Raw genomic sequence first — 16,260 nt, 5'->3', positions numbered from 1 at the left:
TAGTTTAATAGACCTGTTTCTATAAACGTTTAAAATTACGTAAAGCAATCTATTAACCTCGTACTAGTTTACCAAAACAGCCATTTAAAAGCCACACACCACGAAAGAATTTAAGGCAGAAAATGTAAATTTTCATTTTACATTCAAAATTTGTTCTTTATTAAAAAAAACTGGCCACCCTCATAGAAGGCGACCAGTTCGTTCGAATGAAATTTATTTAGCTTCGTTAAAGCGTTTAGCTACTTCATCCCAGTTGACGACGTTCCAGAATGCCTGGATGTAGTCAGGACGCTTGTTTTGATAGTTCAGGTAATACGCGTGTTCCCAGACGTCAAGTCCTAAGATAGGCGTTTTTCCTTCAGAGTAAGGTGAGTCCTGGTTCAATGTGTCCATAACTTCCAGTTTTCCGTCAGAAACAACTAACCAAGCCCAGCCTGAACCGAAACGGCCAGCAGCTGTCTGATTGAATTTTTCTTTGAATTCACCGAAACCGCCAAATGCATCTTTGATTGCGTCAGCTAGTTCACCTTCTGGTTCTCCTCCACCATTTGGAGATAAAATTTCCCAGAAAAGCGAGTGGTTGGCATGTCCGCCACCATTATTTCTTACTGCAGTTCTGATATCTTCTGGAACAGAATCCAGTTTTTTCATTAAGTCTACAATACTTAATTCAGCAAGCTCAGGGTGATTTTCCAGTGCTGCATTCGTTTTAGTTACATATGCCGCGTGGTGTTTGTCATGATGAAAGTGCATCGTGTCTTTATCGATGTGTGGCTCCAAAGCATCATAATCATAAGGTAAATCTGGTAAAGTGTACGTCATAGTTAACATTCCTCCCAATACAAATTATCGTACATCTCCATTTTATCACTTATGATTATTTTAGCAAATAAAAATACTTTATTTTAGTAAGTCTCCCCTTTAGTCCCTATCAAACCAATAAATCATGAGAGAAATTAGTTGAACAATGAGAGTCAGCCAAAAGTCTGATTGCTTTTTTCCAGCCGGCAACGTACACTGATTCTATGAGAAATACAAGATAAGGAAGGTAAAATGTGAAAGAATATATACGTATTGGATTTTTGAATCCTAAAAAACTTGTACAGGCAAAAAACATGACCAGAAAACAGGTGCTGGGCTACTTCGCCTTTCTGGCGCTCATTCTAACCCTGTCTTTGTCATCACTTCTTACTAATGTGATGGGCAATCTTCAAGATGACGGAACGGAAATAGCAGAGACCCTACCAGTCTTCACAATTGAAGATGGCCAGCTTCAGGCAGAAGCTGATCAGGAAACATATGTGCATCAGACTAATTCGTTCCTGTTCTTTTTCGATCCAAATGGGGCCATCGAAACGAGCGAAATCGACGCTAACCTGGAACGACTCAATGTTCCGATTGGTATCGGTATGATGCAGGACGAATTTTATATGAATGTGACCGGTCGCTCTCTACCAGTCAGTTATGAACAGCTGGATGGATTAGATGATACTTATCTACGGACGACCTTTCAGCAGATCGGCAGACTGTCTCCTCTTGTCTTAGTGCTGATATTCTTAATTGCCTATTTTGCAAGTGCCTTTGTTTTACTTTATGAATGGCTGATCGTATCGCTATTTGCCAATATCCTAGTTACCCTATTCCGTCTGCGGTTTAAGTTCAGAAAGAACGCACGTATGGCGCTGGTCAGTCTGAGTGTCCCGACACTCCTGCTTTCTATCTTGGAAGGAATCGGTCTGGCCGTTCCCTTTGCCTTCGAACTGAAGCTCGGATTTGCCTTGTACTTCCTGTTCACCTCTTTAAAAGCGGCGGCTCCGAAACGAAAAGACCCTGACAATAAAGGATAAAATAAGAATGAAGATAAAGAGGAAGTGTCCATTATGGGTACTTCCTCTCTTTTTTTCGTTAGCCTTAGAGGGTCATTTGGACTGCAATTGATGTTATAGGTCGAGTTTCACCTTTAGACCAACCGATGAAATACTGTTAAGTCGATTCTAATTATATTTGCACTAACCCTCTAGTCTATGAACTACAGGTAGAGTAAGTATAATTGCATCTTATATCCTATAGTGAGAAATAAGATATAGCTAGAGCAGCTCTAATTATAGTTTAAAGATATCGTGATGTCATATCTACTGTTAGGAGGCTTCTACCAGCAGTTATCATCCTGAAAAAACTATAAACTATCGTTAGAATACTTCTGATGGCACTTCTTTAATGACAGAAGTAGCGGAACTGCAGTTAGAGGCAGCTCTAATTATATCTTAGAATGATCAAGTAAGATTAAACTGTAACTAGGCAGCTTGATCAGGAATATTATGTATCGATTGCCCATATAAAGAACTGATCACGACTAATCCACTCAACAAATTACTGAAAAAACCGTATACATTCAGTAAAGTCCATTTCCCATATATAAAAAAAAGCAGCGACCCCCATGATTAAGTGAGTTCGCTGCTTCTAAGTTATTTAGTCGCTATCGTTTCGACGATTAAGTCGTCTAGCGCGCTGTCTTTTCGCCTGTTTCTTACGTTCAATCTTCCGCTTGTATCCTGGTTTAATATTCTTCTTAGCTTTCTTTCTCATGCCGTGAATTTCAGGGTCGAAGGAGACTTCTTTACTTACAGGCTTACGCTTGTCACGACGGTTACGGTCGTATGAATCGACGATTTCACCGTTCTTGATTTCCTTAGGCTTGAATTCGATGCCTTTTTTCTCAATAATCTGAATATCCTGCTCGTCATCAGGGCCGTAAAGAGTAATCGCAGTACCTGGAAGCTGATTACGACCTGTTCTACCGACTCGGTGAACGAAGAAATCCAGATCTTGAGGGACTTCAGCATTGATGACGTGTGAGATTCCTTCAATATCGATACCTCGTGCAGCCAGATCGGTCGCTACGACGTACTGATAATCCAGATTCTGAACTTGTCTCATGACGCGGCGACGTTCTCTTGAAGAGATGCCTCCGTGAATGACAGCTACATCCAGGCCTTTTTTCTTAAGCGAATGAGCTATGTCATCAACATGTTCTTTCGTATTGGCAAACACCAGCGCCAGATACGGTTGGCCGATTGTCAGCAAGTTGTAAATCATATCGATTTTGTTCTTGCCTTTAGTGGAAATCAGCCAGTTATCAACGGTATCCGCAATGACCTGCTCGTTTTCTACTTCAATAATCAATGGACTCTTCATGTATTTTTTCAAGAAGGGCTGCAATTTCTGTGGAATAGTTGCAGAGAAGACTAGCATCTGTCCTTTTTCAGGCAGACGAGAGGCAATCTGGTCAACATCTTCCAGGAATCCCATGTCTAAAGTCATGTCCGCTTCATCAACGACCATGAATTGGGCTGTGTGTGTCAGAAGAGCATTAGCATTAATCATATCCAGCAGGCGACCAGGTGTACCGATCGCTACATGCGGCTGTTTATTGCTGAGTTTTTGAATCTGACGGTTTTTATCTGTTCCGCCGATAAATGACTGTACAATGATTTCCTGCTCAGAATGTTCTGCTAATTGAGAAGCTGCATTGTATAACTGTTCAGCTAGTTCACGACTTGGTGCAGTAATTACAATTTGAACAGTGTTTCTCTCTGGGTTCAGTTTATTAAATAAAGGCAGTAAAAACGCGTGCGTTTTACCGGAACCAGTCTGAGACTGTCCGATAATATCTCTTCCTTTTTTAATCTCTGGAATCACTTTATTTTGAATGTCTGTGGGTTCGTTAAAGCCGATTTCTGAGATGGCTTCAATCAGGTAAGGCGATAAATTAAATTTATCAAATGGGTGTGTCATATTATATTCCTCTTTTCTGTTCTCTATGTATTGTACCAAAGCTTGAGGCTTCAAGCCACAGTAAAATCGCACAATCACTGTCAAAAGACATATAGAATCAAGGGTTTCCTGAAAATAGTTCTTGAAAGTCAGTTGCCAGACCACCTTTTTCTTTATAACAGTACAGCAAAAATAAAAATCCGGACTGAATCAAGCAGCTAGTTAGGCTCGATTCAGTCCAGATCATCGATTCAATAAATTAGTTTATACACTACTGTCTGTTAATCAAAGGGATACTGTCTCGGTTCTTCCTGTACAGAAATCCATTTCCACGTAGTGAATTCGTCCAGTGAATGTTCACGACCGAAACGTCCCAGACCTGAAGCTTTGACTCCACCGAATGCGATGTATGGCTCGTCATTAACACTCTGGTCGTTGATGTGTACCATACCGGTTTCCATTTTCTCAGCAAAGGCAAAGGCACGTTTCTCATCGCTTGATGATACTGCTCCACTCAGTCCCTGATCTGTATCATTTGCCAGTTCCAGCGCATGTGCTTCATCTTTAGCTGGAATGAGTGTTACGACAGGACCGAACATTTCGTTCTGTGCGGTCGTCATATCATTGGTTCCTTTAAGGATGAACGGCGTCAGGACATTGCCTTCACGTTTTCCTTCAAGAAGGACTTCTGCACCTTCTGACTTGGCTTTTTCAACCTCGTCCAGCAGTCGGTCGACTTCGCCGCCATCAATAAGCGGGCCAATCAGTGTCCCTTCCTGAGTCGGATCACCATGCTTCAGATCTTTTGTCTTCTCAACGAATTTTTCAGCAAACTCATCATAGACCGATTCGTCAACGATGATACGGTTCGTTGCCATACAAATCTGACCACTATGCATGAAGCGGCCGTAAATGGCACCTTTAACTGCTGTTTCAATGTCCGCATCATCAAGCACAACCATGGCGTTGTTTCCACCCAGTTCCAGTATTGTTTCTTTGACTTCACGTCCGCAGACTTCACCGATTTGTTTTCCGACCCCCGTGGATCCTGTAAATGAGATCAGATCAGGTACTGGGTGCTCATAGAATCCGTCACCAATTTCAGAAATTTTAGGGTGCACGACCTGGAGTACTCCTTTAGGCAGTCCTGCTTCTTCAAATACCTTGGCGATAATATTACCGCCACTGACAGGTGTCTGATGACCTGGTTTAAGGACGACTGCGTTCCCTGTGGCGAGTGCCGGTGCGACTGAGCGCATGGACAGGTTCATTGGGAAGTTGAATGGTCCAATGACGCCTACGACGCCCACTGGTTTTCTCTGGAGATAATTCTTCTTACCTGGGATCATGGATCGATTCACGATCGTCTCCATCTGGAACGGAAATTCTGCTGACAGATGCATGACCGCAATCACTATATCGATTTCAAGTTGTGCTTTGGCAATCGTTGATCCGGCATCCTTAACTAATATGTCTGTAATTTCTTCTTTTCTGTCTTCAATGATTTTAATCGCCTTGCGGATGATGCCTGCTTTTTCAAATGGACTGACTTCTTCCCACTCTTTCTGATGTCGTTTTGCACTTTCATAAGCCTTGTCTAAGTCTTCCGCTGAAGCAGCGCGAACAGTCGCATAGAGTTCTTCAGTATAAGGATCGATTGATTCAATGACTTCTTCACTGCTGCCTTCTACCCATTCCCCATCAATGTAGTTCAGGTTAAGGTTGTCATACTTATCCAATTATCTCATCCTTTCGAATTCGTTGTAATACAAGCTTATCTTATCTGTCCAGACTACATCAACTGATACGATTTGATGTAAGACGATTCGTTATCTTTCATAATAAAGTTGAATGATAGTAAAATTAAAAGTAGAATAGAAAACAGAATGAAACAGACATGATCATCATGTAGAAAAGAGGAACGATATGTCTCAAGAAACGAAAGCACTATTCATCATCTTCGGAGCGACAGGCGATTTGGCTCATCGCAAGTTGTATCCTGCTATATATAAACTATATAAAAAAGGATTTCTAGGTGAATCATTCGCTGTCATAGGTACTGCCAGACGTGAATGGTCTGATGACTATTATCAGGACGTCGTTATGGATTCCATTTCTGATCTGACTGAATCAGAAGAACATGCCAGAACATTTGCCGGTCATTTCAGATATCAATCGCACAATGTTAAAGATACTGAACACTATCATATGCTGAAAGACCTGGCCGATAAGCTGGACGACGAGTACGGCATTGAAGGGAATCGTATTTTCTATCTGTCCATGTCTCCAAGCTTCTTCGGTACAATTACGAGTCATCTTAGAGAGCAGAATCTTGTAACGGATAATGGCTTCAATCGAGTCATTATTGAGAAGCCGTTTGGTTCAGACTTTGACAGTTCAAAAGAACTGAATGATGAAATCAATGCATCCTTCGATGAAGACCAGCTATACCGTATCGATCACTATCTCGGTAAGGAAATGGTTCAGAATATACTGGCCCTTCGTTTTTCGAATCGACTGATTGAAAACAGCTGGAATAAAGAATCGATTTCTAATTTCCAAATCACTCTAAGTGAGGATCTTGGTGTAGAAGAACGCGGAGAATACTACGATAAAAGTGGTGCGTTAAGAGACATGGTCCAGAATCACGTGCTTCAGATGGTGAGCCTGCTGACTATGAACAGCCCTAAATCTTTCACAACTGTAGAAGTTCGAAAAGAAAAAATGGCGATTCTGAATGCATTGAAAGATCCTGTTGTCACTCAAGACGAAGACACTGAATTTGTGAGAGGACAATATGACACGTCTGATAACGGAGAAACAAAAGGCTACCGTAGTGAAGACAAAGTTGATCCTGAGTCCCTGACGGAAACCTTCGTAGCTGGTAAAATATTTATTGACACGGATGAATGGCGCGACACCCCTGTTTATATTCGAACAGGAAAACGCCTGGCTCAGAAAACATCACGAGTTGATGTCGTATTCAATCCATCAGAAACGGCTCTTTATGATGATAAGCCGACAGTCCTCTCTATTCTCGTCAGCCCGGATGAAGGCTTTGAGCTGCTTCTGAACAACAAGCAGATTGGTCCCGGCATGCATCTGGAACCTGTCAGACTATCAGCTGTCCGATCAGAAGAAACAGTTGAGGAAAGTCCTGAAGCTTACGAAAAGCTCATTCTTGATGTCCTGAACGGCGATGAAACGCATTTTGCTCATTGGCAGGAAGTGGCGACTTCATGGAAATATGTCGATCAGATCAGAAAAAGATGGGACAGTTATACTGATTCTATTCCATTTTATCCTGCTCTCACAATGGGTCCTGATGAAGCCGATACATTAATTGAAAACGATGGAAACAACTGGATTTATAAAGCATAGATATATAAGAAAAAAACCGAGTCTCCTGTCAGTTTGACGGGAGACTCGGTTTTTTATTCAGACCAATCGACTGGTATCGAGGTCTTCTATACTGTAAAAGAATGTCTTCAGTTTTTCCTTGATATCGGGTATCCGGTTATTCTCATCATTTTCGATCTGAAGGACCAGTTTCGGTTCGTGCAGACTCATTCTAAGAAGGAGCCAGCCTTTACCATAAGGAGCACTGATCTGACTTCTCTTTCCTTCCAGATTATCTTCAACCAGGCTGAATCCATCTGTTTCTTTAATCCATAAAGCAAATCGCTCGAGGATATCCGGTCCGACTTCCTTGTAGGCCGGTGTTTCTATGACAAAGCGTATTTCTTCAGTTTCTGCCGGCTGATCAAGGTCTTGAATCAGCTCGGTTACGCTACTTCCAGAATGAGACAATTCAGCTTCTTTAGCAATAATCTTAGCTGCGAGATAAGCCCCATCATCAAGGAAATAATTTTCTCTGATTGCCGCGTGTCCACTGGTTTCAATTGCCAGGGCACAGTCGACACCCTGATCGTTCAATTCAATTCCCCGATTGATGACATTCCGGTATCCGGAGATGTAACGATCGATCTTTCCACCCTTTGATTCAATGAACTGGATGAGGTGATCGGAAACTGGAGAGTTCGTTACGATAGTAGTACCCGGATTCTCTTCAAGTATGATTGCTCCGATCAGACCAATAAGATTATTTCTGTTAATACTATGACCTTTTTTGTCTACAATAGCAGAACGGTCGACGTCTGTATCGAAAATGATCCCCAGGTCTGCTTCATTAGCCAGCACGGCTTCAGAAATACTTTTCATTGCTGCCTTATTATCAGGGTTAGATTCATGGTTAGGGAATGTACCGTCCGGTTCAAGGAACTGGCTTCCTGTTGTATCTGCTCCTAAGGGCTTGAGCACTTTATCGGCGAAGAATCCGCCCGCACCATTTCCTGCATCGACGATGATACGACGGCCATCCAAAGGCCGAGCTGTTTCTTCAACACCCAATGCCTTACGAATTTTACCTACAAGGTCATCAGCATAGACAGATAAAAGATCTTTAGCCAATACTTCCCCTTTATCGATTAGACCAAGCTGATTTTCTGGTGTATCAGCAAGGTTAAGAATAGATGTGATATCATCATGTTCAAGTCCACCGTCTTTAGTAAAGAATTTCAGTCCGTTATATTCCATCGGTAAATGACTAGCGGTGATCATGATACCCAAGTCTGACTTGAAGTCATCATACTGAGTAGACATAAATAAAGCAGGGGTCGTAGCCATTCCCGCATCGATCACAGTCATACCCAAATCAGTAAATACATGGGTCAGCCACTCTTTGATCGACGGTCCGGACAGTCGGCTGTCGTGTCCGATGGTGACTACCGTTTTTTCTAACCGTTTATTCGTTTTTTCGGTCCACCACTTAGCTGTTCCTCGGGCAATGAGCCTGACTGTCTCCTCTGTCAGATTCTTTTTATGTAAATCAGTATCCAGTGCAAACCCACGAATATCCGATCCGTTCTGTAAAGACATTAATTCAACTCTATCCATCATCAGTCTCCTCAATCAGTTGTACTATTTTTAACTATATGTTTTCTCTATTACTATAATTTGTTTTATTATCCTTTGCAAGCGCATCCTACTTTCTCATAAAAAAAGAGACATGACAAAAACATCACCAACACGCTGTTAATTTCAGCGGGTATCTGGTTTATTCTCTGCTGCCTCTTTCCTTTCAGGAATGGTCTGCTAATAGATTGTCATAATAATTATAAATCTTTTCAGCATCTTCATTTGTTCTGGAAATAAGTATGATGGTATCATTTCCGGCTACAGTTCCTACAATTTCAGGGAATTCTATATCATCTATCAATGCTCCGATGACATGAGCATTCCCAGGTATTGTCACTATAATGTTCATGAACTGGACCCGTTCGTAACTGGTGACCACACTTTTTATAGTAGAATTCAGCTTGTCTTCCATGGTCAGCTGATTATTCTGATAAATCGTGTATTTTGTTCCATTTGCTGCGCTATTGGTCTTGACCAAGTTAAGTTCCTTAATGTCTCTGGAGATCGTCGCCTGTGTCGCCTTGACGCCTTTTTCCTGGAGCTGATGAAGGAGCTCTTCCTGCGTGGCAATATCATTATTTAAAATGATCTGCTTGATCAACATCTGTCTTTCAGATTTTTTCACTTGACATCCCTCATTTCCGAATATTAGTAAATATTAGCTCGTATTATAAATATTAGTATAACCTATTTTCAGAACATTTTCATTAGTGACATCTTAACTATACCAATTTTTTAATTAGAAGTTTCACAATCTATTCATATTTAGTTAGTATTGCTACAATTGATGAGCTTTGCTATAATACAAGTGCTAATCATTTAGACTTAAGAATCGGCTATGATGTTTGATTATTCAAATTTCAGCCCTTTTTTTATGCTTTGAATACTGGAGCTTTATTCACTTGTGCTCACTATTAATAGGAGGTCTATACCTTGGACTACAGACAACTGGTTGCGGAAGCAATCCACAACGAATTAAAAGATCATATGGAATTGAATGAAATCAACAGGTTACTTGAAAGACCTAAACATGCGGAACATGGTGACATCGCTTTCCCTGCCTTTCAGCTGGCTAGGTTGTTCAGAAAAAATCCGGCTCAGATCGCACAGGAACTTGGAGACAGCATCACCTCTCCTGTTATTTCCAGTACACAAGTCATTGGACCTTATATCAACTTCTATTTGAATAAGAAGACAGTATCCCAATCTGTCATCAATGATGTAATAAAAGAGAAAGGACACTATGGTGAATTGTCAATTGGTAATGGCGGAAATGTGCCTATCGACATGTCCTCTCCAAATATTGCTAAACCGATGTCTATGGGGCATCTGCGTTCAACGGTTATCGGAAATGCCTTGTCCAACATTCTGGCTAAAGTTGGCTTCTCCCCTATCCGCATCAATCACCTTGGTGACTGGGGCACTCAATTCGGTAAACTGATTACGGCTTATAAAAAATGGGGAAATGAAGAAGATGTTCGTTCTGAACCCATTAAAGAACTTTTAAGACTATATGTCAAATTTCACGATGAAGCTGAAGACGATCCGACTCTTGAAGATGAAGGGCGTGCCTGGTTCAGAGAACTTGAATCCGGAAATGAAGAAGCAGTTGCCCTATGGAAATGGTTTAGAGAAGAGTCCCTTAAAGAATTCGAGAAAGTGTATGAGCGTTTGAATATCTCATTTGATTCATATAATGGTGAGGCATTCTATAATGATAAGATGAGTGACGTTGTTTCCCTTCTTGATGAGCATAAGCTGCTTACAGTAGATCAAGGTGCGCATATTGTCGATCTGGACAAATACGACCTGAATCCGGCGCTCATCAAAAAATCTGATGGCGCTACGCTTTATATGACTCGTGACCTGGCTGCTGCTCTTTACCGTAAAGATAATTATGACTTTTCACAGTCTCTGTACGTCGTCGGACAGGAACAGTCCAACCACTTTAAACAGCTTAAGGCAGTCCTTAAGGAACTGGATTTTGACTGGGCGGATTCGATCCATCATATCCCATTTGGCCTGATCACAAAAGACGGCAAGAAATTGTCTACCCGTAAAGGAAAAGTGGTCCTGCTTGAAGAAGTGCTTAATGAAGCAACGGCACAAGCTCTTCAACAGATCGAAGACAAGAACCCTAACCTGCCTGACAAAGAAACAGTCGCTGAACAAGTGGGTGTCGGAGCAGTTGTGTTCCACGACTTAAAAAATGATCGCCTGAACAATTTTGACTTTACGATCGAAGAAGTTGTCCAGTTTGAAGGAGAAACCGGCCCTTACGTTCAGTATACTAGAGCTCGAGCAATGAGTATATTGAGAAAGGCCGGCGTGGAGTCCCTGTCCCCTTCTGAACCCTTTGCACTGAGCGATGACTACAGCTGGGAAGTCGTCAAGCTGCTTCATGACTACCCTGATACTGTCAGACGCGCATATGAAAATTATGAGCCATCCATTATTGCCAAGCATGCGATTCAATTGGCTCAGGCATTTAATAAATTCTATGCTAATGTCCGTGTCCTGGACGAAGATCCTGAAAAAGACGCGCGACTGGCTCTAGTTTTCGCTATCACTGAAATTCTGAAAGAAGACTTAAGAATTTTAGGTGTCGAAACACCAGATGAAATGTAAGAATTAAATTTTAATCTAAAGATAAAGTCGGCATTGGGGGTCTAAGGATCTTCGATGCCGGCTTTATTTCGTCTGAGTGTCTAAGCGGAGTCATGAATGGTTCATATCAGCTTGTTATGAGCCATTCGAGCTTTAAAAAGAGTGACCAATCTGCCATATCTCGGGTTTATGAACCATTCGCCCCTATTTTGAATAAGTGAACAGCTCATATCAACAATTTATAGTTCATTCGTGAGTTATTTTTGCTAAAGGTAAAGCATCAGCTACCCACCCCCCTCTTCAAAAACAGTAAAAAGGCTGACCTGCAGAACTACGCAGATCAGCCTTTCCTCTATATTCAGACCATAAGTCGGATGTAAACAGACAGCAGCCTGCACCCCATATTACTTCAGTTTATCGTTCTTGTAGGTGTGCACTTTTTCCAGTTGAGGAAAGTCCTGCTGTCTCAAGGCTTCATAAATGAGTATATTGGCCGTATTCGACAGATTCAGCGAACGGACATGTGTGTCATTCATCGGGATGCGGAGACACTTCTCCGCATGCTTCCTCATGAAGGGCTCCGGAAGGCCCGTTGTTTCCTTTCCAAACAGAAAATAGTGATCTTTATCAGTATCAGTTAAATCGATGTCAGAATACACTTTTTCAGCGAATTTTGATATCAGATAAAGAGGCTGGTTGCCAACTTCAGCCATAAAGGCATCCAAGTCTTTATGATAATGAATATCTACAGCATGCCAGTAGTCCAGACCTGCTCTTTTCAGATACTTGTCATCTGTTTTAAATCCGAGCGGTTCGATCAGGTGCAGAACAGTATTGGTCCCGGCACACGTACGGGCAATGTTTCCAGTATTTGCCGGAATCTGCGGTTCAAATAGAGCGATATGGTTTGTCAATGCTTGTCTCTCCTCTTGCTTTCGATTGCGTCCAGTCTTTCTTTCAGCCCGGCGATTGCTTCGTTAAACTCGGTAATGGTTTCCTCATCCGTTTCCTTGAGTACTGCTTCTTCAAGAAAAGCCAGGACATCTTCATTCGGCCGCTTGCTGATAATCGTGGCAACGGCCCATGCCGCTGTTCCACGGATCATCGGTCTCGGGTCATTATCGATCACATTCAAAAGATCCGGAACAGCCGTGAAGTCTCTGTAGTTGGCTAGAGCGATGATCGCGTTTCTCTGGAGCGGTTTCTTTCCACGCCAGGATCCAGCCATTTCTCCGAACGTCTGCTTGAATTCCTTATTTGAAATAGTCAGAAGAGGTTTGAGTTCCGGTGTCGTATTGAACGGTTCAGGCTCCATATCTTCATGGAAATGAGAATCCATCCCCTTATTATAAGGGCAGACAATCTGACAGATGTCGCAGCCATAAATGACATGGCCCATTTTTCGCCGATATTCCTTAGGCATATACCCTTTGGTCTGTGTCTGATAGGACAGACAGCGCTGAGCATTCATTCGACCGTCTCCAAGTAAAGCATCAGTCGGACACGCATCCACACAGCGAGTACAGTCACCGCATCCGAAATCAACTTCATTATCCGGTTCAAAAGCGATATTCGTAATGATTTCACCGAGATAGACATATGAGCCGTATTCCTTTGTGATAAGCAGGCCGTTTCGACCAATGAACCCAAGACCGGCACGCTGAGCCACTGCTACATCAACCAGTTCACCTGTATCCACCATCGGCTTGAACGTGACGTCTCCTTCTGCTTCAGAACGGATGTACTCGATCAGCTGATCCATTTTATCCTTCAAAATCGAATGATAGTCTTTTCCCCAGGATGCACGGGCAAATTCACCGCGACGTTCTCCTTTGACGCGTGGCGCCTTTTCTCTCATTTTGGAAGGATACGCCAGAGCGATCGCAATGATCGACTTGGGCTGGTCAAAAATCTTCTCCGGATAGATCCGTTCTTCGATCACACGGTGTTCAAATCCGGAATGATGGCCTTTTTCCTGCTGGGCATGAAGCTTTTCTTCCAGATCATAGAAAGGGTCGGCGTGCGTGAATCCGATCTTGTTGATGCCCAGCTCTTCGGCCTTATCAATGATCTTTTCTTTAAGCAGCTGATTCATACGTGATCCCTCCTCTCGTCTTCTTTGCAGTTATAGATTGTCAGCACTCTTTATTTAGATGCAGCAATTTCCGCCAGTTTATTGCACAGCTCATTGTAGCTCATTCCGGAAGCAGCAGCCTCCTGAGGGAACAAGCTGGTAGGCGTCATGCCGGGCAGTGTGTTCGCCTCGATACAGTAGACTCCGCCATCATCAGACACCATGAAATCGATGCGTGAATAGTATTCCAGACGAAGAGCCTTGAAGACTTCAAGAGCTGTCTCCTGCATTTTCTCAGCAATAACAGGATCCACTTCAGCTGGACAGATCTCGATGGTAGCCCCTTCCTGATACTTATTTTCATAATCATAAAACCCTGTTTTTGGAATGATTTCGATGACAGGCAAAGCCTTGCCTTCAAGAACCCCGACAGAAAATTCCCGACCGCTGATTTTCTCTTCGATCAGAACTGATGGAGAGTATTTCTTGGCTTCTTTTACAGCCTGTTTCAAGTCTTCCTGATTGTCAACGATATACACGCCGATACTCGATCCGCTGGCATTTGGTTTGACCACACAAGGGACAGCACTGGTCGGTTCATCTGACTGTTCAAGCACTTCCCATTCAGGCGTCAGAATGCCTTGTGCCGACATGATTTCTTTAGAAAGGATCTTGTTCATGGCAATGGCACTGCCTAAGTATCCGGTTCCTGTGTAAGTAATGTCATACAAGTCAAATACTGCCTGAAGCTGACCGTTTTCGCCCAGCTCCCCGTGTAGAGATAGGAAAACGAGATCTGCGGACTGACAGATCGGAATGATATTTTCTCCAATCATTTCATTCGGCTTTTCTTTCTGAGCTTTCAACGCATCAAGGTCAGGAATCTGCTTTCTGACTTTATATTCATATTTATCTTTGTTTAATTTTTCGTATGCTTCTTCGAATGTTGCTGCTTCACTGGTTCCAAAATACAGATCCAGCATAATCACCTGGTGCCCGTTTTCCATTAGAGCATTGGCAATCAGACTTCCAGAACTTAATGATACTTCTCTTTCATGGCTGTAACCGCCGGCTAGCACTACAATATTCATAATTAACTCCTCCTATAACGTCTCTATGTATTATACACCATGACCTTCAGACATAGTAATGTTTTAAGTGAGATTTATCGAGTTGAGCATTTTTCTGCGCAAAAAAAACGTATCGCCTCGGTGTCAAGCACTGCGAAACGATACGTTGATGAAGCCATTGAAAATTCACGTTTTTTTATCAGCTTCTGATGGGTTGACTGATAAAAACCAATGAACCAAATTAGCTTATGAAGTACATATTAGCATCTCTTGTATAAAAACACAAGGCTATGTGCCAAATAAATCCTTCTAAATCGTGACAATTCTAATGTATAATTGTCAATTTTATGCTGAATCCTCCGATTCACCTATCAGGATCAGTAAATCCACTGTAATTTCTTTCAACTTTGTTCGTATATTATCAAAGTCCTCCTTGATATGCCAGCCAAGAGGGGTCATGTGTACAAAGTCCTCTACCAGTTCGTCAGGCAGATGAAAGGTGTACTTAACTGACACTTTTCGGACAGTTGAGTAATGTTCTTCAAATTTTTCTACAACCTGAGCATTTGAATAGGACTGTTTCGATTCTTTTTGTAATGATCGCAATTCTTTGAGGTATCCTGGATTTGGGACGACTTTGATGACCTGCCCATCTTTTTTCAGCAGTCTGTCAAATTCGCTGTAATTGGATGGAGACAAAATATTTAAAAGCGTATCATACTGGAGTGAAGCAAAGGGAGAACGAGCCAGATCGGCAGTCAGAAAGAATATGTCTTCATGACTGGCGGCCGCTAAGTTGATTCCTTCCTTTGAAATATCAAAGCCGATAATCGGTCCATTGTGCCCCTTTTTCTTCAGATAGGCACTATGTGAGCCTTCACCGCAGCCGATATCTAAAAGAACGCCTTCAGGGTGCTTGATCAGTGACTGGATCTTATCAAGCAACGTCGTCCACAGGCCGCTCTCAGCCAGTCTCTGTCTAGCCAGAAGCATATCTCTTGAATACTCGGAAGGAACACTTTTCTGCAGTAAAAATAACGTGCCTTTTTTTGAGAGATCAAACTGATGCCCACCCCGACAGAATACCTGATGATTTTCAACCGATTCAAATGCCTGGCTGCATACCGGACATTGAAACAAATGAAGATGATCTTCAAGAAACAACTGTGCTTTATCTATTTTCTTTAACATGTCATGCCTCTTTTCAAATGCTTTCGATAGACCTTTTCTCTTTATCATGATATAACGAAAGTAACAAAGATGAAAGGATGATTCATAAATGCCATGGGATTTAAATGATTACCCTGATTCACTCAAGAACCTTGACCACGTGGTCAAGAAGAAAGCCATCGATATAGCCAATGCCCTGCTTGATAACGGGTACGAAGAAGGTCGGGCAATTCCTATCGCCACAGAACAGGCCAAAGAATGGGCTGATAATGCTTCAGAAGATGAGATCCGCTCCTTCAAGTACAGTGATGCTCCGGACAAGCAGGATCAGCATGACGATACAACGAATGAAGATCTGCTGGACAACGATGTTCTGGTCTACTTTGAAGAAGAGGAATGGAAGGTGCGCACGAAAGACGCCAAACGCTCGGACTCAACATTCGATAGTAAAGATGAAGCAGTTAAAAGGGCCAAAGAAATCGCAGATAATAAAGATTCTAACGTCATTACCTTTACAAAAGACGGGAAACGTCAGTAATGGTTTTGAATCATACAAAGAAGCACCTGAACCACGCAGGATATTGCCTG

The 16,260-nt window shown here is 42.2% G+C and carries 13 protein-coding genes; 4 read left to right on the top strand and 9 right to left on the bottom strand.

Features of this window, described 5'->3' with window-relative positions:
* Window positions 1-213 precede the first annotated feature (213 nt).
* Window positions 214-822 (bottom strand): superoxide dismutase, encoded by a 609-nt coding sequence (locus BMX79_RS07655; RefSeq protein WP_091481103.1) that lies wholly within the window; start codon window positions 820-822, stop codon window positions 214-216.
* A gap of 233 nt (window positions 823-1,055) precedes the next feature.
* Between BMX79_RS07655 and BMX79_RS07650 the strand changes: the two genes are divergently transcribed.
* Window positions 1,056-1,847 (top strand): DUF1189 domain-containing protein, encoded by a 792-nt coding sequence (locus BMX79_RS07650; RefSeq protein WP_091481100.1) that lies wholly within the window; start codon window positions 1,056-1,058, stop codon window positions 1,845-1,847.
* 622 nt (window positions 1,848-2,469) lie between these two features.
* On the opposite strand, the gene BMX79_RS07645 is transcribed toward BMX79_RS07650, so the two are convergent.
* Both BMX79_RS07645 and BMX79_RS07640 read right to left on the bottom strand, forming a co-directional pair.
* Window positions 2,470-3,795 (bottom strand): DEAD/DEAH box helicase, encoded by a 1,326-nt coding sequence (locus tag BMX79_RS07645; protein WP_091481098.1) that lies wholly within the window; start codon window positions 3,793-3,795, stop codon window positions 2,470-2,472.
* Window positions 3,796-4,055: 260 nt separating this feature from the next.
* Window positions 4,056-5,513: an aldehyde dehydrogenase family protein gene (locus BMX79_RS07640; protein WP_091481095.1), complete on the bottom strand. Its 1,458-nt coding sequence runs from the start codon at window positions 5,511-5,513 to the stop codon at window positions 4,056-4,058.
* Window positions 5,514-5,700: 187 nt separating this feature from the next.
* Here BMX79_RS07640 and zwf point away from each other — a divergent pair, with 187 nt between their 5' ends.
* Window positions 5,701-7,155: a glucose-6-phosphate dehydrogenase gene (gene zwf / locus BMX79_RS07635; RefSeq protein ID WP_091481093.1), complete on the top strand. Its 1,455-nt coding sequence runs from the start codon at window positions 5,701-5,703 to the stop codon at window positions 7,153-7,155.
* A gap of 57 nt (window positions 7,156-7,212) precedes the next feature.
* Here zwf and BMX79_RS07630 read toward each other — a convergent pair whose 3' ends face one another.
* Both BMX79_RS07630 and argR read right to left on the bottom strand, forming a co-directional pair.
* The gene (locus BMX79_RS07630; RefSeq protein ID WP_091481090.1) at window positions 7,213-8,730 is read right to left on the bottom strand and encodes a phosphohexomutase domain-containing protein; all 1,518 of its coding nucleotides are present in this window, start codon (window positions 8,728-8,730) and stop codon (window positions 7,213-7,215) included.
* A gap of 184 nt (window positions 8,731-8,914) precedes the next feature.
* Window positions 8,915-9,376, bottom strand: a complete 462-nt coding sequence (argR, locus tag BMX79_RS07625) for an arginine repressor (protein ID WP_091481086.1) — start codon at window positions 9,374-9,376, stop codon at window positions 8,915-8,917.
* Between the two features lie 308 nt (window positions 9,377-9,684).
* Between argR and argS the strand changes: the two genes are divergently transcribed.
* On the top strand, window positions 9,685-11,379 hold the full coding sequence (gene argS, locus BMX79_RS07620; protein WP_091481083.1) for an arginine--tRNA ligase: 1,695 nt from the start codon (window positions 9,685-9,687) through the stop codon (window positions 11,377-11,379).
* Between the two features lie 383 nt (window positions 11,380-11,762).
* Here the strand turns inward: argS and trmL are convergent, their stop codons facing one another.
* From trmL to BMX79_RS07600, 4 genes are all read right to left on the bottom strand, one after another.
* Window positions 11,763-12,272, bottom strand: coding sequence for a tRNA (uridine(34)/cytosine(34)/5-carboxymethylaminomethyluridine(34)-2'-O)-methyltransferase TrmL (gene trmL / locus BMX79_RS07615; RefSeq protein ID WP_091481079.1), 510 nt, complete (start codon window positions 12,270-12,272; stop codon window positions 11,763-11,765).
* On the bottom strand, window positions 12,269-13,453 hold the full coding sequence (queG, locus tag BMX79_RS07610; RefSeq protein WP_091481076.1) for a tRNA epoxyqueuosine(34) reductase QueG: 1,185 nt from the start codon (window positions 13,451-13,453) through the stop codon (window positions 12,269-12,271). The genes trmL and queG overlap by 4 nt, the downstream gene beginning before the upstream one ends.
* 50 nt (window positions 13,454-13,503) lie before the next feature.
* On the bottom strand, window positions 13,504-14,523 hold the full coding sequence (locus tag BMX79_RS07605; protein WP_091481073.1) for a D-alanine--D-alanine ligase family protein: 1,020 nt from the start codon (window positions 14,521-14,523) through the stop codon (window positions 13,504-13,506).
* Window positions 14,524-14,847: 324 nt separating this feature from the next.
* Window positions 14,848-15,693, bottom strand: coding sequence for a methyltransferase domain-containing protein (locus tag BMX79_RS07600; RefSeq protein ID WP_091481071.1), 846 nt, complete (start codon window positions 15,691-15,693; stop codon window positions 14,848-14,850).
* Between the two features lie 88 nt (window positions 15,694-15,781).
* On the opposite strand from BMX79_RS07600, the gene BMX79_RS07595 reads away from it, so the two are divergent.
* A complete protein-coding gene (locus tag BMX79_RS07595) occupies window positions 15,782-16,210 on the top strand; it encodes a DUF2188 domain-containing protein (protein ID WP_091481068.1) in 429 nt (142 codons plus the stop codon).
* The last annotated feature ends 50 nt before the right edge of the window (window positions 16,211-16,260 follow it).

This window comes from Alkalibacterium pelagium (genome assembly GCF_900109325.1).
In the GTDB taxonomy this organism is placed as follows: Bacteria; Bacillota; Bacilli; order Lactobacillales; family Carnobacteriaceae_A; genus Alkalibacterium; species Alkalibacterium pelagium.
The sequence above is the reverse complement of the archived record's forward strand: the minus strand, read 5'-3'. Positions and strand labels throughout refer to the sequence as shown.

Bases quoted from the DNA above. Each gene is read 5' to 3' on its own strand.
- BMX79_RS07655 (WP_091481103.1), bottom strand. From the start codon at position 822: ATGACGTACACTTTACCAGATTTACCTTATGATTATGATGCTTTGGAG.
- BMX79_RS07645 (WP_091481098.1), bottom strand. From the start codon at position 3,795: ATGACACACCCATTTGATAAATTTAATTTATCGCCTTACCTGATTGAA.
- zwf (WP_091481093.1), top strand. From the start codon at position 5,701: ATGTCTCAAGAAACGAAAGCACTATTCATCATCTTCGGAGCGACAGGC.
- BMX79_RS07630 (WP_091481090.1), bottom strand. From the start codon at position 8,730: ATGGATAGAGTTGAATTAATGTCTTTACAGAACGGATCGGATATTCGT.
- queG (WP_091481076.1), bottom strand. From the start codon at position 13,453: ATGAATCAGCTGCTTAAAGAAAAGATCATTGATAAGGCCGAAGAGCTG.
- BMX79_RS07605 (WP_091481073.1), bottom strand. From the start codon at position 14,523: ATGAATATTGTAGTGCTAGCCGGCGGTTACAGCCATGAAAGAGAAGTA.
- BMX79_RS07600 (WP_091481071.1), bottom strand. From the start codon at position 15,693: ATGTTAAAGAAAATAGATAAAGCACAGTTGTTTCTTGAAGATCATCTT.
- BMX79_RS07595 (WP_091481068.1), top strand. From the start codon at position 15,782: ATGCCATGGGATTTAAATGATTACCCTGATTCACTCAAGAACCTTGAC.